At 44.3% G+C, this 22,279-nt stretch carries 25 protein-coding genes; 14 read left to right on the top strand and 11 right to left on the bottom strand.

Annotation, left to right across the window (positions count from 1 at the left end; translation table 11 throughout):
* Positions 1–159: 159 nt before the first annotated feature.
* Entirely contained in the window at positions 160–1,128 is a 969-nt protein-coding gene (locus DP120_RS10545; RefSeq protein ID WP_112223634.1) for a sugar phosphate isomerase/epimerase family protein, read from the top strand.
* Between the two features lie 118 nt (positions 1,129–1,246).
* On the opposite strand, the gene DP120_RS10540 is transcribed toward DP120_RS10545, so the two are convergent.
* The 5 genes from DP120_RS10540 to DP120_RS10520 all read right to left on the bottom strand — a co-directional run bounded on the left by DP120_RS10540 (position 1,247) and on the right by DP120_RS10520 (position 3,979).
* On the bottom strand, positions 1,247–2,047 hold the full coding sequence (locus DP120_RS10540; protein ID WP_112223633.1) for an SDR family NAD(P)-dependent oxidoreductase: 801 nt from the start codon (positions 2,045–2,047) through the stop codon (positions 1,247–1,249).
* Between the two features lie 229 nt (positions 2,048–2,276).
* A complete protein-coding gene (locus DP120_RS10535) occupies positions 2,277–2,651 on the bottom strand; it encodes a VOC family protein (RefSeq protein ID WP_112223632.1) in 375 nt (124 codons plus the stop codon).
* A gap of 32 nt (positions 2,652–2,683) precedes the next feature.
* Positions 2,684–3,175, bottom strand: coding sequence for a hypothetical protein (locus DP120_RS10530; RefSeq protein WP_112223631.1), 492 nt, complete (start codon positions 3,173–3,175; stop codon positions 2,684–2,686).
* A gap of 108 nt (positions 3,176–3,283) precedes the next feature.
* Positions 3,284–3,475 carry a hypothetical protein gene (locus DP120_RS10525; protein ID WP_112223630.1) on the bottom strand — a complete coding sequence of 64 codons (192 nt, stop codon included), beginning with the start codon at positions 3,473–3,475 and terminating at the stop codon, positions 3,284–3,286.
* A gap of 24 nt (positions 3,476–3,499) precedes the next feature.
* Positions 3,500–3,979 (bottom strand): NUDIX hydrolase, encoded by a 480-nt coding sequence (locus tag DP120_RS10520; RefSeq protein ID WP_112223629.1) that lies wholly within the window; start codon positions 3,977–3,979, stop codon positions 3,500–3,502.
* Positions 3,980–4,202: 223 nt separating this feature from the next.
* Here DP120_RS10520 and DP120_RS10515 point away from each other — a divergent pair, with 223 nt between their 5' ends.
* From DP120_RS10515 to DP120_RS10490, 6 genes are all read left to right on the top strand, one after another.
* Positions 4,203–4,940, top strand: a complete 738-nt coding sequence (locus DP120_RS10515; protein ID WP_112223628.1) for a hypothetical protein — start codon at positions 4,203–4,205, stop codon at positions 4,938–4,940.
* 74 nt (positions 4,941–5,014) lie between these two features.
* On the top strand, positions 5,015–5,263 hold the full coding sequence (locus DP120_RS10510) for a hypothetical protein (protein WP_112223627.1): 249 nt from the start codon (positions 5,015–5,017) through the stop codon (positions 5,261–5,263).
* A 40-nt stretch (positions 5,264–5,303) separates the two neighbouring features.
* On the top strand, positions 5,304–5,816 hold the full coding sequence (locus tag DP120_RS10505) for an NUDIX hydrolase (protein ID WP_165843777.1): 513 nt from the start codon (positions 5,304–5,306) through the stop codon (positions 5,814–5,816).
* 215 nt (positions 5,817–6,031) lie between these two features.
* Positions 6,032–6,556: a TlpA family protein disulfide reductase gene (locus tag DP120_RS10500; protein ID WP_112223625.1), complete on the top strand. Its 525-nt coding sequence runs from the start codon at positions 6,032–6,034 to the stop codon at positions 6,554–6,556.
* A gap of 16 nt (positions 6,557–6,572) precedes the next feature.
* The gene (gene msrB / locus DP120_RS10495) at positions 6,573–7,724 is read left to right on the top strand and encodes a peptide-methionine (R)-S-oxide reductase MsrB (RefSeq protein ID WP_420812436.1); all 1,152 of its coding nucleotides are present in this window, start codon (positions 6,573–6,575) and stop codon (positions 7,722–7,724) included.
* A gap of 202 nt (positions 7,725–7,926) precedes the next feature.
* Positions 7,927–8,937, top strand: a complete 1,011-nt coding sequence (locus DP120_RS10490; RefSeq protein ID WP_112223623.1) for an STAS domain-containing protein — start codon at positions 7,927–7,929, stop codon at positions 8,935–8,937.
* A 102-nt stretch (positions 8,938–9,039) separates the two neighbouring features.
* Here DP120_RS10490 and DP120_RS10485 read toward each other — a convergent pair whose 3' ends face one another.
* On the bottom strand, positions 9,040–9,498 hold the full coding sequence (locus tag DP120_RS10485; RefSeq protein WP_112223622.1) for a hypothetical protein: 459 nt from the start codon (positions 9,496–9,498) through the stop codon (positions 9,040–9,042).
* A 19-nt stretch (positions 9,499–9,517) separates the two neighbouring features.
* Complete coding sequence (locus tag DP120_RS10480; protein ID WP_112223621.1) at positions 9,518–10,075, bottom strand: methyltransferase family protein; 558 nt, start codon at positions 10,073–10,075, stop codon at positions 9,518–9,520.
* Positions 10,076–10,275: 200 nt separating this feature from the next.
* Between DP120_RS10480 and DP120_RS10475 the strand changes: the two genes are divergently transcribed.
* The gene (locus tag DP120_RS10475) at positions 10,276–12,096 is read left to right on the top strand and encodes an LTA synthase family protein (protein ID WP_112223620.1); all 1,821 of its coding nucleotides are present in this window, start codon (positions 10,276–10,278) and stop codon (positions 12,094–12,096) included.
* A 59-nt stretch (positions 12,097–12,155) separates the two neighbouring features.
* Here the strand turns inward: DP120_RS10475 and DP120_RS10470 are convergent, their stop codons facing one another.
* Positions 12,156–13,055 (bottom strand): 3-hydroxyacyl-CoA dehydrogenase, encoded by a 900-nt coding sequence (locus DP120_RS10470; RefSeq protein ID WP_112223619.1) that lies wholly within the window; start codon positions 13,053–13,055, stop codon positions 12,156–12,158.
* Between the two features lie 410 nt (positions 13,056–13,465).
* Between DP120_RS10470 and DP120_RS10465 the strand changes: the two genes are divergently transcribed.
* The 3 genes from DP120_RS10465 to DP120_RS10455 all read left to right on the top strand — a co-directional run bounded on the left by DP120_RS10465 (position 13,466) and on the right by DP120_RS10455 (position 16,832).
* On the top strand, positions 13,466–14,089 hold the full coding sequence (locus tag DP120_RS10465) for a hypothetical protein (RefSeq protein ID WP_112223618.1): 624 nt from the start codon (positions 13,466–13,468) through the stop codon (positions 14,087–14,089).
* A gap of 172 nt (positions 14,090–14,261) precedes the next feature.
* A complete protein-coding gene (locus DP120_RS10460; RefSeq protein ID WP_233785946.1) occupies positions 14,262–15,161 on the top strand; it encodes an oxidoreductase in 900 nt (299 codons plus the stop codon).
* Between the two features lie 192 nt (positions 15,162–15,353).
* On the top strand, positions 15,354–16,832 hold the full coding sequence (locus DP120_RS10455; protein WP_112223616.1) for a protein adenylyltransferase SelO: 1,479 nt from the start codon (positions 15,354–15,356) through the stop codon (positions 16,830–16,832).
* A 305-nt stretch (positions 16,833–17,137) separates the two neighbouring features.
* On the opposite strand, the gene DP120_RS10450 is transcribed toward DP120_RS10455, so the two are convergent.
* Positions 17,138–17,563, bottom strand: coding sequence for a hypothetical protein (locus tag DP120_RS10450; RefSeq protein ID WP_112223615.1), 426 nt, complete (start codon positions 17,561–17,563; stop codon positions 17,138–17,140).
* Positions 17,564–17,775: 212 nt separating this feature from the next.
* Here DP120_RS10450 and DP120_RS10445 point away from each other — a divergent pair, with 212 nt between their 5' ends.
* From DP120_RS10445 to DP120_RS10435, 3 genes are all read left to right on the top strand, one after another.
* Complete coding sequence (locus DP120_RS10445) at positions 17,776–18,663, top strand: fructose bisphosphate aldolase (protein ID WP_112223614.1); 888 nt, start codon at positions 17,776–17,778, stop codon at positions 18,661–18,663.
* 151 nt (positions 18,664–18,814) lie between these two features.
* Positions 18,815–19,279: a BsuPI-related putative proteinase inhibitor gene (locus DP120_RS10440; protein WP_112223613.1), complete on the top strand. Its 465-nt coding sequence runs from the start codon at positions 18,815–18,817 to the stop codon at positions 19,277–19,279.
* A 366-nt stretch (positions 19,280–19,645) separates the two neighbouring features.
* Positions 19,646–20,551 carry a DMT family transporter gene (locus tag DP120_RS10435; protein WP_112223612.1) on the top strand — a complete coding sequence of 302 codons (906 nt, stop codon included), beginning with the start codon at positions 19,646–19,648 and terminating at the stop codon, positions 20,549–20,551.
* 54 nt (positions 20,552–20,605) lie between these two features.
* On the opposite strand, the gene DP120_RS10430 is transcribed toward DP120_RS10435, so the two are convergent.
* Positions 20,606–21,022: an RDD family protein gene (locus DP120_RS10430; protein ID WP_112223611.1), complete on the bottom strand. Its 417-nt coding sequence runs from the start codon at positions 21,020–21,022 to the stop codon at positions 20,606–20,608.
* 13 nt (positions 21,023–21,035) lie between these two features.
* Complete coding sequence (locus tag DP120_RS10425; protein ID WP_112223610.1) at positions 21,036–22,157, bottom strand: GGDEF domain-containing protein; 1,122 nt, start codon at positions 22,155–22,157, stop codon at positions 21,036–21,038.
* Positions 22,158–22,279: the final 122 nt, after the last annotated feature.

Below are 22,279 nucleotides of genomic sequence, written 5' to 3'. Positions count from 1 at the left end.
GAAATCGTTTACATTTTCATACTAATATGTTCGGAATTATCTGTCAATGAATTTTTTATCTGAATAATAACTATTGATTTAACTGGCCTAATTATATATGGTAATTATGTAACGGATTACATTACTGTATTTTCTGAAATTTTAAAGGAGGTCATTTTATTGAAAATAGGTGTATTTACCGTCTTGTTCTCCGATAAGAATTTTGAAGACATGTTAAGCCATGTATCGTCAAAAGGAATAGAAGCGATTGAACTTGGTACTGGGGGCTTCCCCGGCGATGCCCATTGTAAATTGGATGAATTACTGGGAAATCTGGACAAGCAACTAAGCTTCAAAGAAAAAATCACCGAATATGGGTTAACCATCAGCGCTTTAAGCTGTCATGCGAATCCGCTTCACCCTCAGAAAGAAATTTCTGATGCGGCAGATGAAGTACTGGTTAAAACTTTACGGCTCGCTTCAGAACTTGGTGTGCCGGTTGTCAATACTTTTTCCGGATGTCCTGGCGACCATGAAAATGCCCTCTACCCTAACTGGCCGGTGGCTGCCTGGCCAAATGATTTCCAGGAAATTTTAAAATGGCAATGGGAACAAAAATTGATTCCTTATTGGAAAGAAAAAAATGATCTTGCAGAGTCATTGAATGTGAAAATCGGACTGGAACTTCACGGCGGTTTTTCTGTACATACTCCCGCTACTTTACTGAAGCTGCGGAAAGCATGTGGCACCGCAATAGGGGCCAATCTGGATCCGAGCCATATGTGGTGGCAGGGAATTGACCCGGTTGAAGCGATAAAAATACTGGGCCGTGAAGATGCAATCCATCATTTCCACGCAAAAGACACCATCCTTGACCAGGAAAACATGAACCGCAATGGATTGACTGATATGACCGATTATTCCTTGATGCGTGACCGGGCCTGGTATTTCCGTACTGTCGGCTTCGGCCATGACCAGAAAACATGGGCTGACATCATCAGTACGCTGCGCCTTTATGGTTATGATTATGTTGTAAGCATTGAACACGAAGATGGATTGATGTCCATAGACGAAGGATTTACCAAAGCCGTTGAAAATTTAAAACCCATAATGGTGAAGGAATCCGTCGGAGAGATGTGGTGGACTTAAACTACTGTATAGAAAATAAGCCGCTTGCCCGGAAGTACGAGGGCAAGCGGCTTATTTTGGGAGTAAAGTGTTTACTTTAGTCAGACTACGCCTTAATTGAAATCACGAAAAGTTGATATTACCGCATCACACTGCCGCCAGAAATCTTCACTGACTCTCCCACAATATTCGCCGCAGCATCAGTCAGCAGGAACGCTATCGTGTTCGCCACTTCCCGGGGTGTGGAAATGCGCCCAGATGGAATACTGCTTGCCGCTTCCTCCATACCCTCTTCGAAAGTAATGCCTTTACGCTCGGCTTTTCTGCGTATGCTGTTCCTCGCCATTTCCGTATCAACGTATCCAGGACAAACTGCATTCACCCTGATACCGTGTTCAATCGCTTCGAGCGCCATTGACTGTGTCCAGCCGACCACTGCAAATTTACTCGCCGCATACGCAGTATTGCCATGTGTTCCGCGCAAACCGGAAAGACTTGCAAGGTTGACGATATCCCCTTCTTTCCGCTCCATCATTTTTTTGTAAATCTCCTGGGTTAACAGGAATGTGCATTTATAATTAACGTTCATGAGTTTCTCAATGAAATCTTCGTCAAGCTCTTCTACCGTCCTGCCCCCGGCTGCACCGGCCGAATTGACAAGTCCATTTATAAAACCATGCGCTTTTTCAGCATTGGCGATAAGGTTTAACCTGTCTTCTTTTTTCGTCAGATCTGCAGGCAGAACGGAAATATTTTCTTTAGCTGTTATTCTTTCCAGTTCATCGGCAAGCCCTTCTAATTTCTCTTCATTTCTTCCGGTAATCGTCACTTTCGCTCCCATACCGGCAACCACTTTCGCTGTTTCATAGCCGATTCCTCCTGTAGCCCCCGTAATCAGAATATGTTTATGCGCCAATGCGTCTTTTGCGAATAAAGACATCCCGCATTCTCCTCTCAATTTGTTTTTATGCCTCTTTTCCCTTGTAAAAACAAGGCAAACCTGGAGTTGGAGGAATTTGTTTGCGCTAAATCCGGTTTGTTTGCTTAGAATTAAAATTCACGACCCTTAATCGTTTAATTGGAAAAACAAAAAAGATGCTCCCATGGAACATCTTCTTACTGAATTCTTATCCACACCTGCAAACCTGTACTTTTTCTTCCTTCTACCATCATTTCTCTATCAATTGCAGCATTTCCCCGTTTAATCCTTCAAAAAGAATCATCTGCCCTTCTGCTCCCGGCTTTATATCAGGTGCAATATTTAAAGAGCTGTGCTCATTGATGAAATCTATCGCTTTTTGCAGATCTTCTACACGGAACGCCAAATGATTTACAACCCCTGCCGTGCTGTAGGAACGAATCGGGTCAATGTCCTGAATCAATTCAATTTCAAATTGCGGTGCATTTTTCAGAAATAGGAAAACCATTTCCCGGTCGCTCCGCTTTTTTCTGAACCGCACTTCAAAGCCGAATACCTGCTCATAAAACTTGATGGATTCGTCCATATTTTTAACCATTATGGCCACATGTTCAAATGAAAACATTTACCTTCCTCCTTTTCCCCTTCATCATCGAGCTACTCAAGCAAACTCTTCAATTCCGGATTCCGATTCAATTGGCCTTCCGTCAAAATTTCAACTTCCCAGTTATTCAAATCGACAATATCCCGCTGGCCGTCGTGATGGACGATTACATAGCCCTCGTATGGTGCAGGTTCGATATCATCCACAATCATATTTTTCTTGGTATAGAAATCCATGATTCTGTTTCGTGTTTCCAGTGGAACATTATGCTCTTCTGCTTGGCGCAAAACGGCTCTTCTTTCTTTTTCCACATCTTCAACCGGCCGTTCAGGTTCACGCTGATTAAATAAACCCTGCATCAGTTTGATCACTTCGCCAAATCCAATCAAGAGCATTCCGAAAATGACGCCTTGCAGGAAGACGTCAAATGCCGCTCCGCCGCCAAATTCACCGATTAATGCTAATGCCCGGAAAGCATAAACGGCAATGAGTGTTCCACCCACTATTTGCAGCGTCATTGCAATCACATTATTTTTGCTCGTCATTACTCATCCCCCTCTTCCAATTTCATTCGACAAAGCCCCTGTCAACACCTTCCATTTTTTCACAATAAAAAGCCGGCTCACAAAAGGAGCCGGCCGTAAATCATATTCTTAACTTCTTACTCTTTTTTTCTTCCTGTCCGTCTCTATGCGATAAACCAGATATCCCACCCCCAAAACACCGATGACGCCAAAAACAAGGGAAGCAGCATCATAACGGCCGCTGAAAAAACTGACCGCCAGACTTCCAAATACCAGTATCAATAATAACCAATGGCTGTATTTAGCTAAAAACTGTAACATTATAGATCACTGCCTCTCTAAATTTCACCTCACCGGCCAAAGTCGATTTGAATGGAATTTCTCCAAATATTCGTCTATGATACGGCGATGGCTTTTTACTATGCGTTCAGGCAATTCGTCGGGATAGAAAAATTCAAAGCTGATTGATTCCAGTTCATCCACTGTCAATTCGCCTTCATGTGTTTCGGCAAAGTAGGCGGTTGTGACAACGAAATACTCATCTCCGTTTTCCGCTTTGACAAAATGGTTCGGTCCTGAGTAGACATTGATGAGTTTCAAGTCATTTACCACCAGGCCCGTTTCTTCAAACACTTCCCTCTTTGCGACATCCTCTGTCGACTCACCGAGTTCCATCAATCCCCCCGCCAATCCCCACGCGCCTTTCGGAAATCTTCTTTCCTCAAGCAGCAGGCGGCCAAGTTCATCTGTGATCACCGCAACCGCGCCGACTAATATCAACGGTCTATGGCCGACCACTTCCCTTAACTCTTCGATGTAACCCATCTTTCTATCCCCAATACAATATACTTGCAAACGTTTACGTACCCAAATAGTATATCCAATAAATCCCGAAAATACTCTAACTTTTTTCCATATACAGGCACAAAAAAACTTCATCTTTGCAACAATGCTGTATCAAGTTATAAATTACAGCCTGCTGGACGTATACAACCCAAAATGGGGTATAGAAAAACATTATGGCCGTTTTAGGAAGGAGAATAACGTTATGTTCTGGCTTAGCCTTTTCATCATAATTGGTTTTGTGATTATCCATATCTTTACGAACTATATAAAATTCCTCAGCCGAAAGCCGAGAAACCGCTTGATGTCTCTTGTCTCCGGTGGCTCCATTGCATACGTCTTCCTTCACCTTGTTCCTGAGCTGACACATTACCAGGAAGTGGCTGAAAAAGCTGAGCTCCCACAGTGGATGGAAAATATCGAATACATCACTTATCTTGCCACATTGGCTGGACTTGCTCTTTTTTATGCCATCAACCAGTCGAGTGAAAAATCACAGGAGCATAATAAACGGAGAAAGAATATGACACGTCCAAGCAAAGATATATTCATTATGGAAATCTCAGCTTTTGCCATGTATAACATGCTGATTGGTTACCTTCTCGTGGAATTGAGCGGTGAACACGTTCTGGATTATATTATTTATTTCATCGTGTTCTCATTTCATTTTATAGCAAATAACCGCATCCTCCACCTCACCCACGAAGATTTATATACAAAAGCAGGCCGCTATATTTTAGCGGTATCCGTGTTCATTGGATGGCTCATTTACCAGCTGACCCCAACCAGCGATCTGGTCATTGCATTTTTCTCAGCTTTTCTTACCGGCGGGGTTGTATTGAACATTTTGAATGACGAATTGCCGGATGAGAAAAACAATAGTTTCCCTTCATTTATTGCAGGTATAATTTTCATTACAGTTTTACTGCAATTGATTCTCTGATATATATACAACTTCTTACCAGGAACTAAACTCCTTGTTCTTCGTTCTATAAAGCAAAGGATGGGGGAATGAAAATGGCATATGCAATCTATCGGGTGTTCCACCTCTTATGGACCGGTTTCCTTGCGTTCCTCACATCTATCCCTATTTTGGAGCGTGGCAGTTTGGGTCGTGTGGTGTGGGATGAAACATTTTTCCTGACGATTTGGCTGTTGGGGGCTTCTTTACTGTTTACTAAACGCTTTAATGTTTACGGCATGATTTTCACACTTGCCCCACTCGTATTTACTGCGCCGATATTTATCTTCATGCTTTCCATTTAGCTTCCATTTTTATATACTTCATCTAATGGGAGTAAAGCATATGGAATTATGGGATCTGGTAGACGGCAACAGGAATAAGCTTGGTAAGACACATCAACGCGGCGCCGATTTGAAATCGGGTGAATATCATGTTGTAGTTGAAATAATTACAATCAGCGCGGATGGCAAGATTTTATTGACACAACGGGACCCTGTTAAAACTTATCCGTTATTATGGGAAATTACAGGTGGCTCGATTACTGCCGGTGAATCGAGTATTGAAGGTGCAGTGCGTGAACTGCAAGAAGAAACTGGGCTGTGTGCGGCGCCGGAGCAGTTAACGAAAATCGGCGAAATGAAATACGGCCACTACTTCCGGGACAGCTATCTTTGGAAGTCGGCCGAAATGATTCAACCTTCTAAAATGAACCTGCAGCCGGGTGAAGTTTGTGATGCAAAACTTGTCACTTTTGATGAACTTCGGAGAATGGATGAACAGGGCTTGACTGTACCGAGTGTAATCGAACGGTGTCAGCTATATTTTGAAGATCTTCAAAAAATGATGATTGGCTGAGAGGTCGCTTCCATGCCGGAAGCGTCTTTTTTATTTATATTCTCTTTGTAGAACATTCCGTTTCAATTGGCCTAATTGCCCTTCCGCTGAGACTGTTCAATATCTTTATCCCCCCTTTCGCTATATGATGTGAGTATAAACAGAACTTGGATTTTCTATTTTTTTAGAATGAAAATAAAGCGTTTACATCAATAAATTTTAAAGGATGATTCCTTATGAAACGATTGCTGGCTCTGTCAATTTCCATCTGGCTTCTATTGTTACTTTCTGCCTGTTCGAGTGGACAGACAACTTCCAGTGCCGAACAATTAAATGACGGAAAACCAGCTCCGGATTTTAAACTCGTCGACTTAGAGGGTGAGACACACCAGCTGTCCGAATATGCAGGTCAAAAAGTATATATTAAGTTTTGGGCATCCTGGTGTTCAATCTGCCTTTCGGGCATGAACGAATTGAATACACTGGCCGGCGAAGAACCGGATTTTGAGGTATTAACCATTGTTTCTCCTGGTTCAAATGCCGAAAAAAGCAGCGACTCATTTGCCAAGTGGTTTGAAGGTGTCGATAATACTTCCAATATCCAGGTTTTACTGGATGAAGGCGGCCCTGCTTTCGATGAATACGGCGTTATCGGCTACCCGACATCCGTTTATATCGGCTCTGACGGCGTCATGGTGAAAAGCCAGACCGGACATGTGAGCAATGAACAGATTTATGAAACGTTTGAAAGCATACAATAAGGAAAGGCGGTCGACAATAATGAAGTTCAAATTCCCTTTGCTTCTCCTGCTTATTCTATTGTTTTTAGCTGCCTGTTCAATTCCAGGTGCCTCAGGAACTCCCGAATCGTCCGCGTCCTCCGGAACCACTGGCAATGCCACGGCAAATTCAACAGAAAGCACTTCCCGTTTCCCCGATAACCCGAATAAGGATTTGGAATTTGATACGGATAAGCTGGAAGATATCTGGTTTGCCGGCGGTTGTTTCTGGGGCGTAGAAGCTTACATGGCCCGTGTCTACGGTGTCTATGATGTTACTTCCGGCTACGCCAACGGGACGACTGAAAATCCTACTTACCAGGAAGTCCTCTATGAAAACACTGGTCACGCCGAAACGGTTCACGTCCGGTACGATCCTGAACGAATCGATCTGGAAAGTCTGGTGTCGCAGTTCTTCATGATCATTGACCCGACTTTGCTGAATCAGCAGGGCAACGACAAAGGAACTCAATACCGCACAGCTGTCTATTATGAAAATGAAGAAGACCGGGCTGTTATCGATAAAATAGCATCAGCTGAAGCTGAACGCTACGATAAACCGATTGTTACTGAAATCGAGCCTTTGGAACATTATTACCTTGCAGAGGAATACCACCAGGACTATCTTGAAAAGAATCCGGACGGCTACTGCCACATTGAATTTGATTCACTCGAAGATCAGGAAATCCCTTCCTTGATCGATCCTGCAGCTTATCCAAAACCGAGTGATGAAGAACTGAAAGAGAAATTGACTGAAATCCAATATAACGTCACACAGAATGATGATACTGAAACTGCCTACTCCAATGAATACTGGGACAACTATGAACCTGGCCTTTATGTGGATGTGACAACTGGTGAGCCGTTATTTTCTTCCGCCGAAAAATACGATTCGGAAACTGGCTGGCCCAGCTTCACTAAACCGATTGACCCGGCAGTCATAACCGAACACAGTGATACCAGCGGATTTTTCAAACGCACAGAGGTCCGCAGCCGAGCAGGCGACAGCCACCTTGGCCACGTATTTACTGATGGGCCCAAAGATAAAGGTGGATTGCGCTATTGTCTTAACAGCGCTGCTCTTTTGTTTATCCCGGCTGACGAAATGGAAAAAAAGGGATATGGCCACCTTATTGATTTAGTCGATTAAGTGCAATAAATAGTTTAGAAAGAATGAAAGCGGTACATTCCAATTTGGGGTGTGCCGCTTTTTTAGATATAAATTTAATTTTACAGGGAGCATATATTTCAAAGCATTAGGGAATAAGATACAGTATCCAAAAATTCATTCGTAAATTATTACACTTTAAAGAGCGATAGCAGGAAATATCAACTGACGGAGGAACGCCATTATGAAAAAACAGATTATAGTCGGCGATGTGGAAATGAACTGGGATTTGAAAACCGGTGAAGTATTATTCGAAGGTGGAGATGTGGTCCTATTTTGGATATCCGCGATGGAGACATTTTTTGATTCTATCCGGGAAATCTCAGGTACTGAAGCGACGAAACTCGTATTGGAAACAACCGGTTTCCGCCAAGGGGTTATTGTCGGGGAAGGGTTTCTGGATAAAAAGAATATCAACACATCCAACGTTGTGGAATGGCTCTCCAATACATATGCGCCTGCAGGCTGGGGCAAAGTGAAAATCGTGGAGATGGATAAAGAAGCCAAGCATTTTACACTCCACATCCAGGACGACTGGGAGTACAAAATGAATCAGCGCAAACAAAAAGGGCTTGACGGTATTTTCGTTCCTTCCCATTATGCGGGAGTATTGACCGGCCTGTTCCGCACAAATTTCTGGTATACCACTGTCCAATACCAGAATGACGAAAATCCTTACAGTATTGTCAAGTATTACCCTTCTGATGTAACCGTTCAATCCAATATTCATGAGATGTCCCGGAAACAGGAAGCGATGCAGATAAAAGAACTTGAGCGAAGGGTTGATGACAAGACGAAAATGCTCCAAAATCTTGTCAAAGAACTTTCTTCCCCGATCATCCCGGTTTTGGAAAAAATCGTTGTGGTGCCGATGATCGGCAGCTATGACGAAGACCGTTCGGAAGACCTTATCTATAATACCTTAAGTGAACTGCCGAAACACCAGGCCCAGTACCTCTTACTTGATCTCACCGGACTTCATAAGCACATTACGGAACATACTGCCATGCTTATAGACAAACTGGGAGCTGCAGCCCGCCTGCTGGGAATCGAAACCATATTGGTCGGCGTATCCCCCGAGCTCGCGATGGTCATCGTCCAATCGAACAGCAACCTGAGAAAATTTGAATGCCTTCAAAGCCTTCAGCATGGCGTCTACTATGCCCTTGGAAAAAGTGGCAGAAGAATCGTATAAAAAGAATGAAATGTTTTCCAACGTTGAAACAGGAAACGCCACCTCAATTCAAATTGAGGTGGCGTTTGTCCGTTCATCAGCACTTTTTAACGCCTGCTGAAATCAGTCCCAAAAATTAAAAATAGTCTCGCCAATAGTTTCCGGCTTCCAGTACTGTATTTGATCGATTTCACCTTTGTTCAGATCGCTGTCCGGTAGTTCCTCCAGATTTTCCGGCACGGGAGTTTCCAGTACGGATACAGGAAGCACCGTAAATTTCTCCGGAACTTCTGCAGCACCTTCAGCATAATCGATAAATTGAATTTTCAAATCCTCCACTGCAGTTGCAAATGCGACGATTGGATAATGCTTGTTCATGACCAGGCAAATATTCAGCGCAGGCAACTTAAAATCCGCTTTATAAAAATTGGCCGGGTATAGCGTATCCGAGAACTCAAGCAATTCACCATTCAGTTTCTTGGCAATCCCATTACACAGCTCCTTGTACTCACTGAGTTCCATCTCTGGCGGCTTTTGTTCATCAGAATTATAAAAACCAGTTACACCGTAAGGAAGTTTCACACAGACCACTCGCTTTCAATTAATATATGAATGGGATGAGCCTTGATCGCTGCTCCATCCATTCCCGATATTCTTCACCAAATTCGTCTATTAACATCGCTTCCTCGCCATCCATTCTTCTGGCCAGAGCCCATCCTACCAACGCTCCCCCAAGAACGGCTGCAAGTATGCTTTGGAAAAACAATGCCATGCCGATGGCAATCAATAATAAACCGGTGTAAAGCGGATGGCGCAGCTTCCGGTAAGGCCCCGTGCTGACAATCCTGTCTCCGTCCTGTACAGTAACATGCCGGGTAAACTGTGCCTTCAAATGAAGGATTCCCCAATACCGCAGAAATACACCCACTCCAAAAAACAAAAGACCGATCCCTTTCATCCAGGGAATCGCTGTTTCAAATGACCGCATTTCACCAAGAACTGCCGCCGCTCCAATCGTAGCTGAAAGCGCAATGAAAATGAGGAAGAAAGAGCGCCTTTCCACTGGGTTTTCTTCACCAGTTCCACGATTGCGGAAAAGCATGAACTCCAAAATCCATACTACTGCGATTGCTGTAAAAATCCAATCCAATGCCGTCATTGAAAACCTCTGCCTTTCCTGTTTACATTCATTATTTTACAGATAATTCAGACACAAAACAATATTCAAGTCCTTTAATACTTACGGCGTTCCCTTTAATGGCATACCCCCAATGGCCTGTTTTATGTTTTCGCTAAAGCGAAAAGAGGTACTGTGAAACAAAGAGTTTTTCACTGGCCCTGATGGAGGTGCATCTTAGAATGACAGTTCTCGACTATGCCATCTATTTGGCAATTTCAATGATCAAATTATTTCTTTTCAGTGTTTATACGGATACGGCCTTTTCTTTCGGTTTTTTCATACTGAATTTTGCTTCCGTACTCGTTCTCTCAAGCTGGACTTTATTGCTTAAAGCAAAAACCCGGCGCTGGGTCTTGTTCTCCCTCCTGTTTCTCCACAGCACATTGATCGTATCGGATATTTGGTATTACCGGTACTTCGAAGATCTTCTCAGTGTCATGCTGATTGCCGATGTACCGCAGATGAGCAGTGTCGGCGGCGGTTTCCTGACCCTTGTCGCCTGGAAGGATCTTCTTTTTTTCACAGACCTCATCCTCTTCTCTGCTGCAGTCCATTATTTCCGCAATCAAACCGGAACGCTTCCCCGCAAAAACAGGATACGATTTGCAGGTGCCGGATTTGCAGCCGGATTGGTTGTTTTTACTGTACCTCTTGCCTGGAGTTATCTGCAGCAAGAGGAATGGCTGGTGGACAATCCAATTTCGAATATGCGGGAATATTATCAGCTTGGATTTTGGGGGTATCACGGAGCCGATCTTCTTAAGGGTGCAGCGAGTTTAGCAGAAAGCAATGGCCTATCCGCTGATCAAATGGATTTATTGCCGGAGACCCTGTCGGAGATCGAAGCTGCCCCGGTGCCTGAAGAGCTGCCGAATGTTATCGTCGTTCAACTGGAATCCTACCAATCTTCAGTGATTGGGCAAGAAATCAATGGAACAGCCTTAACCCCAAATTTGAATGAGCTGAGGGAAGAAACTATTTACTTCCCGAACTTTTACCACCAGACACACGAAGGCAGAACGTCAGATGCTGAGTTCCTGACTCTCTCTTCCCTGCATCCGATAAAGTCCGGTTCAGTTTATACCCAATATGCCGGAAATGATTTTAATGGCCTGCCTGCTCATTTACAACGTTACGGTTACAATACTGTTGCCATGCATGCTTTCGAAAGAAGTTTCTGGAACCGGGATGAATTTTATGACAACATCGGCTTCGATGAATTTTACAGCAAACAGGATTTTTCCCAGGAAGGTCAAATCGGTATGGCATTGAATGATAAAGACTTCTTTTCCGAATCGATTGAGTACATTTCTGATCTCGAAACACCATTCTTCGCTTTCATGGTTGCATTGACCAGCCATACCCCCTATGAGTTCCCTCAAGATCTCGAAAAAATGGAACTCAGTGCATACGACGACGAACTGGTAAGAGGCTATTACCATACCGTCCATTATGTCGATGAAGCAATCGGCGAAATGGTCAGCGACTTAAAGCAACGCGGATTATGGGAAGATTCCCTAATTGTTTTCTATGGTGACCATGACAGTGGCCTGACTCAGAAAGGAACGGCAATGGCCGAAGACGCCGATGCAGATAATGTTGTTGATCTATTCAAATTGGATCACGGAGTCCCATTGTTTATCAAAACACCTGGTTCCTCGAGTGGGGAAATCAACGAAAATGTCGGCGGACAGATTGATATTGCCCCGACTATCCTGGATATGGTCAATATCGATCCGCCTTATATGCTCGGCAACTCGCTGATGGATGAAGAGGAAAATGTCACCGTATTCCGCGATGGTTCATTCCGCTACAATGATTTCTATTACAAACCGGACCTGACTGCCCCGATCGGCAGCGGGACGTGTTATTCTACACTGACTGAAGAACAAGTTGCTTATGGAAATTGTAAGGATAAAGTTGAAGAGGCTGCTGAACAATTGCGTATTTCAGATTTGATAATTCATGAAAATGCGTTGGAAAAGATTCGGGAGCGGTAAATTTTCGACATGCTAAAAGGCGATGAAGAGAATTTCTTCATCGCCTTTTATTTGTTTGATCAGTTTTTCAGGAAATCAGGATCGGCAAATGCCGGGTTCGGGTATTTATAGAAACCTTCGCCCGATTCACGGCCGATTTTCCCTTTATCGAGATACTCTGTCTGCAATAGTTCAGCAAGTTTTACATATTCTTCTTTGCCAGTCGCAGCAGCTTTCGCCTGCACTATATTATGCGCTGTGCGGATACCTACAACATCAAGAATTGCGAATGGCCCAAGCGGCGCTCCTGTCGCAATCATCCATGTCTTATCAACCGTCTGGACATCCGCCACTTCTTTGACGAGCAATAATTCGGCGGCTTCGAGGAACGGCACAAGCAGTGAGTTTAGGATATAGCCCGGCTGTTCTTTATAGAGCGGCAACGCAACCATTCCGATGGCTTTTGCAAAGTCGATGACTTCATCGAAGAATTTCATATCCGTCCCCGGATGTTTCATAACTTCTGCGGTGTTGTTGACCCAGATTGTGTTTGCAAAATGCAACGCCAGGAATTTCTCCGGACGTCCGGTAGCTTCCGCAAACTGGCTTGGCAATAAAGTCGATGAGTTAGTAGCGAAGACCGTTTTCTCAGGCGCCACTTCTCCCAATTTCTGATAAAACTCCGTTTTTATTTTAACCACTTCAGGAATTGCTTCGATTAAAAGGTCAGCCTGAGCAACAGCCTCTGCCAAATCAGTATGGAAAGTCAGACGTTCGTATGCTGCATCCACCTCTGCATCTGTCGCTTTTAAATCATTCTTGTAATTTTCCTTCAGCTTCATCATACGCTCTTTCGATTTGCCAATGGCTTCTTCGTTAATATCATAGACAGCCACTTCAAATCCTTTATATGCAGTTTGGAAAGCAATTTGACTTCCAAGTACGCCGCTGCCGGCGACTGTAATATTCTTATAATCCATACTCCACATGTCTCCTTTTTCTCCATTATATTCCTTGTTTTCCCTTTTGGAAATGGGTAAAACATTGGCGAGCACACTGATAACTAAATTGGAAATCATAAAACCTGCACCAACTGCCTTATATAGTTTGCCAATCAAACCAAAATTATAATCAGCACCCTAATATTCCAATAAAAACAGGTATTTTTTGATAGAAACTTGTCCAAAAATCGCTTGAAATCGTATAGTATTTTATTGACCTTTGTAATATAATGATTGCAATTCCATGGATAACTACTTGGATGCGGCCGCTGAAAAGTAGAGCAATACCTAACTTCATAAATTTCGCATCTGGTCTCGGCTTAACTTTAGCTGCCTGTTAGCACGCCTTGTGAAGAGTAAAAATCCAAACTTCAAAGGAGATAGACATCATGAAAAAGTTATCCATGATTTTATTGACTCTTCTTCTGGCATTCGGATTCACTTCTGCAGCAACGGCAAATAATGGCCACGGAGCCGACCTTGACCCAGATCCAAATAGAACTGTCACCTTCCATAAGGGCATAACGACGATTGTTACTACTGAAGTCGATGTTTCATATGATGAAAAAGTGAAAGTCAAAAAGTACACAGAGTATTTTACTGAGAAAAAATCTTCTACAGTTTCCGAGAAAAAAGTTTTTGTTTCTTATAAAAAGCAATATCATTCTACAAAAGACCTGTACAGAAAAGTGAAAATAGCCAAGACCTACCGAGTCGATACCATCACTACATGGGATGAAGTGACACGTGTCGATAAGATTGTAACGTTCAAAACCCCGATTAAAATTACAACTACTACAGTCACTACTGTGAAACACAGAGGAGCCCCTGGCAGCAATGGTAAATTCCTAAGCAAAGATGTGCAAAAATCTGTAGACAAGGAATATGGGGAAACTATAAAACACGTTGAGAAGAAAAAAGAAGTCTATAAAAAGAACGTAGAAACTGTTGTCAAAAAAACCTTTCTTTACGTGAAGAAAACTTACGGAAAATGGATGAAAATCAAACGGTAAGAATACCTCTGGCTCCCGCTGAAAGCGGGGGCTTTTTTTGAGCAATCATTTTTCGCCATAGGTGAAAAAGCTTACTGATTGCAGTCTGTGCTGCCCTTCCCGTAGACTTGGTTTTGATACACTGGGAATAAATACAGAAACCAACCAACGCCCCGTGAAAGGAGCAATTCACTTGCCTCAAAGCATCTCTGGAAAAAACGTGATCATTACTGGAGCCAATAGCGGCATCGGCCTGGAGGCGGCAAAAGTGCTTGCCGGCAAAGGATTTCATATCGTTATGGCCGTGCGAAGTAAAACCAAGGGGACAACTGCCTGCAAAGAAATTTTGGCTTTGCATCCGAATGCTGCTGTTGAAATAAAGCTGTTGGATGTTGCCGATTTGGCTAGTGTCCGTTCATTTGCAGACGAAATTCTGCGTGACTATGATGCACTCGACCTGTTGATCAATAATGCAGGCGTCATGATGCCGCCCTATTCCAAAACGAAAGACGGCTTTGAAATGCAATTCGGCAGCAACCACCTTGGCCATTTTGCCTTGACTGCCCTTCTCTACCCTTTGCTGAACCGAACTCCGGAGTCGCGCATTGTGACGACCGGAAGCCTGGCGCATAACCGGGGGACCATCGATTTTGATAATCTGGACGGCGCAAACGGCTATAAAGCCAAAAAATTCTATAATCAAAGCAAGCTGGCCAATATGCTGTTTGCACTGGAACTCGACCGGCGCTTGAAAGAACACGGTTCAAGGACCATCAGCGTCATCTGCCATCCAGGCGTTTCCGCCACCAATATTTTTAAGATCGGCAAGAAAGATGCTCCGCTGTTCTTACGCAATCTCGCCAATAAATATTATCTGCAGCCCCCTGAACTCGGTGCCCTGGCAACGGTCCATGCAGCGACCGATCCCGGTTTAACAGGCGGCGAATACATCGGTCCAGATGGTCCCGGCCGCCGAAAAGGCTACCCGGCACTGGAGACGCCGCATCCATCAGCCCTCGATGAAGAAGTTGCGAAACGTTTATGGCAAGTTTCAGAGGAATTGACTGGAATTAGATTCGATTTCGGGGATTGATGATGTTGAGGTGCGGGTCAATCAGATTCGGCCAGCTAAAAAGCAATATCCCCCATTTAGTTGCACTCAGGTTTTTCAGTTGCATTTTATAACCCGCAAAAGATTGTCACCCCATCGGAACGGGTAAATAATAACCAGCAAGGTTTTATTGCGAAGAGCCGCTGGAAACTACTTTTTAGAAAAGGTGATCTTATGAAAAACACAACGAATATTCCGGCAACCGGTTGGAATCTAGATAATAGCTATGCACGGTTGCCCAAGAAATTCTTTACAAAAACAGCTCCTGAACCGGCACGCAATTCGGAACTGATTCTCTTCAACAGCGACTTGGCGAAATCTCTTGGCCTCGACGCACAAGCGCTGAACTCTGAAGACGGTGCAAAAATACTGGCCGGCACGGAAGTTCCTGACGGTGCAGAGCCGATTGCGCAGGCATATGCCGGCCATCAATTCGGCAACTTCACTATGCTGGGTGACGGCCGCGCCGTACTGCTGGGCGAACAAATTACACCTGAAGGACAGCGTTTTGATATTCAGTTGAAGGGTTCCGGGAAAACCGCTTATTCAAGAGGCGGCGACGGCCGTGCGGCACTTGGCCCGATGCTGCGGGAATATATCATCAGTGAAGCGATGCACGGGCTCGGCATCCCGACAAGCCGCAGCCTGGCAGTCGCAACTACGGGCATCCCTGTAGTGCGCGAGACCTTCCTTCCCGGTGCAGTGCTCACACGCGTGGCATCAAGCCATCTCCGTTTTGGGACATTCCAATTCGCAGCGCAGTGGGGAACATTTGAAGAATTAAAAGCGTTGGCAGATTACGCGATCAACCGTCACTACCCAACAGCTCAGGACAGCGAAAATCCTTATCTTGAATTATTGAAAAATGTAATAGCCAAACAGGCACAGCTAGTTGCAAAATGGCAGCTCGCCGGGTTTATTCATGGCGTTATGAATACCGACAATATGACGATCAGCGGTGAAACGATCGATTACGGTCCTTGCGCATTCCTCGATACCTATGAGCCGGGCCGCGTGTTCAGTTCTATTGACCAATACGGACGCTATGCCTACAGTAATCAGCCAAAAATCACCGGTTGGAATCTTGCACGTTTTGCAGAAACCTTGCTTCCGCTGCTTGATAAAAATCAGGAACAGGCAATTGAGATGGCTCAGGATTTATTGGGCGATTTCGGCAATCAATTCCAGAAAAACTGGACAGCAGGCATGAAAGCGAAACTTGGTTTATTTGGCAATGAAGAAGGTGATGACCAGCTGATTGATGATTTGCTGAAACTGATGCATGATCACAAAGCGGATTATACAAATACATTCCGCACTTTAACATTCGATAAGCTTGAAGAGATGCCGCTCGCTGGCAAAGAAGGATTTGAAGCGTGGTATGCAGCTTGGAAATCCCGACTGGATGAACAAACCGAAAACGCGGAAACTTCTCAGGAATTGATGCGCAGCAGCAATCCGGCCGTCATCCCCCGCAATCATCGTGTCGAAGAGGCGATCGATGCGGCGGTCAGCAGACAGGATTACAGTCTGGCCGAAAAATTAGTGGCAGCAGTCAAAAATCCTTATGCCCATACTAATGAGCAGCTTGAATATACGGATGCACCGCCTGAAGATGAAGAGCGGACGTACAAAACTTATTGCGGAACTTAAATAAGAAAAGCGAAAGCGCCCGTTCAGCTCTGAAAGGCATAAGACGGAATAGCGGAGCGGCGTTCTTTGCCGCATAGACTCGAAAAGCGGAAACGGCCGTTCAGCTCCGAAAGGCTTAAGCTGAACTTCCGAAGCGGCGCTTTTTGCCGCACAGGAAGGGCAGCTTAAGTCCGAGGAGTTGGCCGTTGGAGTCTAGACACGAGCCGGCTTATGACCCGAAGAGTTGGGCCGCTGGAGTCTAGACAGTAAATAAGAAAAGCCATCGAAGAAAATCTTCGATGGCTTATTTCTATTGTAATTTCCCATTAGTCTTCCTGTATTTCTCTGAACTGCAGTTCCGGATCCCTTGCAAGTTCGAATGCATAATATTCACCTTGGCTGAGTTCCATAGGTTCCGTTGTACCAGCAGACACTTCCACTCCATCAATCATCGCCACCGCTTCAATCACAACAGGTTCATTAAAATCGATATCTTGTGTGAGAATCTCGAAATCAACAGCTTCCCCCATTACAATCAGTGACTCATCCGCATTCATAACTGTCGGAGATGCCTGCACCATGTCATTTTGATAAAGCTTCAATTCAATTGATGTGATTTGGCGGTCCGAACTATTCGTCACTTGTATAATTGCGGCTTCTTCGTCTGTCCCGGCAGTTTCCGCTTCATCCGAACATGCCGACAGGACAGCTCCTATTAGCAATATAAATAATATTATATATAATTTCTTCATGCCTGCCTCCTGTCAATTCATTTTCAAGCTGAACGCTTTCTCGTTCCGCCTGTTCCCTATTTATACAATACCCTTATTTCAAGCCAGCCATACATAGGGCTTCCAATTCCTTAAACTCCTTTCATTTTTGATGAATGCACTGTTTATTGATACAATATTCAGTGTAGAGTTTTACTTCAGTTTCTCTCAAATTAATCAAAGGAGTTGGGAAAATGAATCAAGAACAATTTGAATTCGTGAAAAATGGAAAAGGGTTTATTGCAGCGCTCGACCAAAGCGGCGGCAGTACACCAAAAGCCTTGGCGCAATATGGTGTCTCGGAGGATTCTTATTCGAACGAAGATGAAATGTATGATCTGATCCATGAAATGCGCACTCGCGTCATAACAGCACCCGCCTTCAATTCCGAGTCGATCATCGGCGCCATCCTGTTTGAACACACGATGGACCGGAAAGTGGAAGGGAAATATACTCCGGATTATCTTTGGGATGAAAAAGGTGTCGTTCCTTTCCTGAAAATCGACAAAGGGTTGGCGGATGAAGAAAATGGCGTTCAGCTGATGAAGCCGAATCCTGGCTTGGACGATTTGCTGAAACGTGCTAACGAACGCAATGTTTTCGGTACAAAAATGCGTTCCGTCATCAATCAAGCCAATGCTGATGGCATTAAAAAAGTGGTCGAACAGCAATTCGAAGTTGCTGATCAAATCCTGGCTGCCGGGCTCGTACCGATCATCGAACCGGAAGTCAATATCCACAGCGAAGACAAAGCGGAATCCGAAGAGATTCTCAAAAAAGAACTCATGAATCACTTAGATAAGCTGAGCGAAGACAAGAATGTCATGCTAAAACTATCGATTCCGACAGTTGATAATTTCTATAAGGAATTGATTGAACACCCACGGGTTGTTCGCGTCGTTGCACTTTCCGGCGGTTATTCCCGTGATGAAGCCAATTTGAAGCTGACTGCCAACGAAGGCTTGATTGCAAGTTTCTCAAGAGGCTTGTCTGAAGGTTTGAATGCCAGCCAGTCCGATGAAGAATTCAACAAGATGATCCAGGAATCGGTGAAAACGATTTACCTTGCGTCAATTACCTAAGTCCATGAAAAGATGCTCCCAATCGGGGGCTCTTTTGTTTTAGGGCAATTATTCTTGCTTCCTTTGTAACTTTTCAGCCGGTCAACCGTTCAAATAGGAAAGCAGAAAAGCGAAAGCAATAAGGGATTTTTCAGACCGGGGAGGGTTATCTATGAAAGCACACAAAATTTTGGCCGTATTCTTATTTCTGTCAATGGCGTTCATTTTGTCAGCATGCGGAACGTCGGATACAGTCGAACCGGATATGGGCAACGGCTCGTCCGAGGGAGTCGTGGAAGATGAGGTGACGGCATTGCTCGAACAAATGGACAATAATCTTTATCGCTACACAGTCAACAATCAGACTGAAGAAACAATGACTTTTGAATTCACAAGCGGGCAACGCTACGATTTCACAATTTCCAACGAAGACGGCGATGAGCTTTACCGCTTGTCCTCTGTCAGCACGTATATACAGGCACTTGGCGAAGAAACCCTGGAGCCTGGTGATAAGCTGGAATATGAATTCGAAATTCCTCCAATGGAGCTGGAACCTGGTTCTTATCAGCTCACCGCATGGCTGACACCGAAGGAAGGCCCGAAATACGAAGCTGAAACTGAATTTACAGTCGAGTAAAATCGATGCAGCCGCTCTTTGGAGTGGCTGCTTTTTTATTGCGCTTGTGCTTTTCCGCTGTCCAGACTCCAGCGGCCCAGCTCTTCGGGTCATAAGCCGACTCAGCTTAAGCGGTACATAACGGCACTTGATCGTGCTCCTGTCTCTGCATCGCTTCGCTAGCTTCGAGACATGAAAAACCGTTGCATCGCTGCGCTGCTTCGTCGCAAAGAGATGGCCCAAAAAGGTTTTGGCCATCTCTTCGCTTACGCTTTTCTTTACTGCTGACTTTCCGCCTTTAAAAGAATATAATAGAATCTGTCTGTTTATTACTGCAGATGGAATAGCTATTCTGTATTTGGCTGAATGGCTGACGGAGGAGAATTTATGAACGCAAAAGCATTTTCTTTGGCATTATTTTCAGTAGTGATATGGGGTTCATCGTTTGCGGCAATCCGCGTTGGCCTTCAGGGCGGATATGATACAGGCCAAAATGTCCTTGTCCGGTTTCTGATTGCTTCCCTTTTGTTTCTTGTATACGCATTATGGCCAGGAGTAAAATTTCAGCTTCCCCACAAAGGTGATATTCTGCGCCTGCTGGTCCTTGGATGGATTGGCATCAGCGTCTATCATATCTTCGTGACATTCGGTATGGAGACCATCTCTGCTGGAACCGCCGGCATGCTGGTCGGATCCGGCCCGATTTTCACGGCTTTGATCGCTGCAGTTGTTTTAAAAGAACGTTTGACCCGGATCGGCTGGCTTGGTATGGGCGTTGGTTTCATCGGTATTATCTGTATCGCCTTCGGATCTAACGGTGGCGCACTGACATTGACGAACGGCGCGCTGCTAGTGGTGATTGCCGCTTTCGCTTCCGCTGCTTTCTTTGTATTCCAGAAACCGTTATTAAAAAAATACACGGCTATAGAGTTGACCGCTTATTTCACGTGGGCTGGCACACTGCCGTTCTTCATCTTTTCACCTGGCTTGATGACGACTTTACAAAATGCGACACTGGAAGCGCATCTGGCGACTCTTTACGTCGGCATCTTTCCTGCCGCAATCGCCTATGTGACCTGGGCAACGGCGTTGTCACTGGCAAATGCCAGCTCGGTATCCAGTGTGATCTACCTTGAACCGGCTGTAGCCATTGTGGTTTCCTGGATGTGGCTCCATGAATTGCCTACTGGACTTTCGCTCATTGGCGGTGTCATTGCAATTGCAGGAGTCATGCTCGTTAATGCACTGGGCCGCAAAAAGAAAGTATTATCCGGAGAAATTGCGGAAGCCTGAAAAACTGAAGCAAGAGAAAAAAGGAAGCAATTCGCCTGGCGAATTGCTTCCTTTTTATAATTTTGGTTCCATGTTTTCTTTGATGTATTCTTTCACCACTGTGTTTGCATACAAATCATGCGGCAATTTGGTGCCTTCATAGAAATCGTATTTTCCCCGGTCTCTTAAATATGAGATCGTGCTGATGGAATCACGGTGAATCAGCCTTTTCAAAATCTGTTCGGAGCTCATTGCACTGCCGTCTGTCGTATCGATGACAATACCCGCAACTTTATGCCCGATTGTTTGTCCGCTCATACGCATCTGCGCATATTCAAGTCCCCAAAATATAAGCGACGGCGCAATTGCGTCATAGGCCATTTTGTCTTTCAATTTGTTTCTGAACAACGGTTCCAGCGCAGCAGAGACTCCCATTGTGATTGCTGTGTCAATCGCCATCGCTTTGATGCGTTTCTTCATTAATCGTTTCATGCGTCATCCTCCTTCAGTTAAACACCTTGTCATTGGATTCTACCATGATGCCGGGAAAAACGGTTATGCGGTTACGTCCTTGCCGTTTTGATTGGTACAGAGACTGGTCCGCTTCTTCAATCATTTCCTCAAGCGGCGCTCCACCTTTAGTATAACTTACTCCTATCGACACTGTCAGAACACCCTCCGGCTGCTGCTCTTCACCTTCGAAATGGAATTCCTGGATATTCTTCCGAATACGATCAGCCATTTCCTCAGCTTCATGCACATCATTCGGTGATACAAGACAGCAGATGAATTCCTCTCCGCCATAACGGGCGACAAAATCTTCTTTTCTTGTAGAATCCATCAGAATCTGTGCGACGGACCGCAATACGGCATCACCTTTTTGATGGCCATGTGTGTCATTGTAAATTTTAAAGTAATCAACATCCAGCATTACAATTGCCATCGGCAGCTGCTTGTCGACAAGGTTGGCCACATTATTTTTAAAAAATCGGATATTCGGCAATTGGGTCATGGGATCCCGATTCGAATAAAACTCGAGTTCCTCCTTCAGTAATGTGCTTCGATTTTCTCCATTAAGAATCAAAGCCATTGAAAATACAGCCACCATTGCAAAAATGAACATACCGACAACAATCAGCAGATTTACAGGAGTTGAGACAATCATCCAAACTGACTTTATCGCTTCATAAACAACAAATGCAATCAGCATCTTCCTTATGTTCAGAATCCCGAAAAACTGGTCTTTGCGCTTCCGGTCATGGAATAGGCTGCCGACTAGTATCGGCAGCAAAATGGCTTGCAGAATCCCAACCACCATAGTTGGCCCGCCCAGATATGCACGAAAAGCAGTTGGCAGAATTGCTGAAAGCACCCCGTATTGCCATCCCCCTACATAAGAAATAAAAAAAATTGGCACTTCTCGCAAGTCGAGCCGCATCCCTTCATATATGAATGGATTATACATAATTGAAAATGTCAGAAAGCCAAAAAATGCTGAAATAATGATGCGCTGTTTAAATGGATCAGTCCAATCCAATAATATGGCTTCTTTTGATTTTATCGCCAAATACATAAGCGCTATAATCAGCGCCATATTTTCCAAAAAGAAAAACAGTAAATCCCCCATAATACAACTCCTAAATTTTTAGTTCCTGAATAGTTTACCAGTATTACCAAAAATAATACATCTGAAATTCACTTGAATATATATTAATAAGCCTAATAAATTATCAAATTATGTAAGATAAA

This window comes from Planococcus halotolerans (assembly GCF_003289955.1).
Classification (GTDB): Bacteria; Bacillota; Bacilli; order Bacillales_A; family Planococcaceae; genus Planococcus; species Planococcus halotolerans.
The sequence above is the reverse complement of the archived record's forward strand: the minus strand, read 5'-3'. Positions and strand labels throughout refer to the sequence as shown.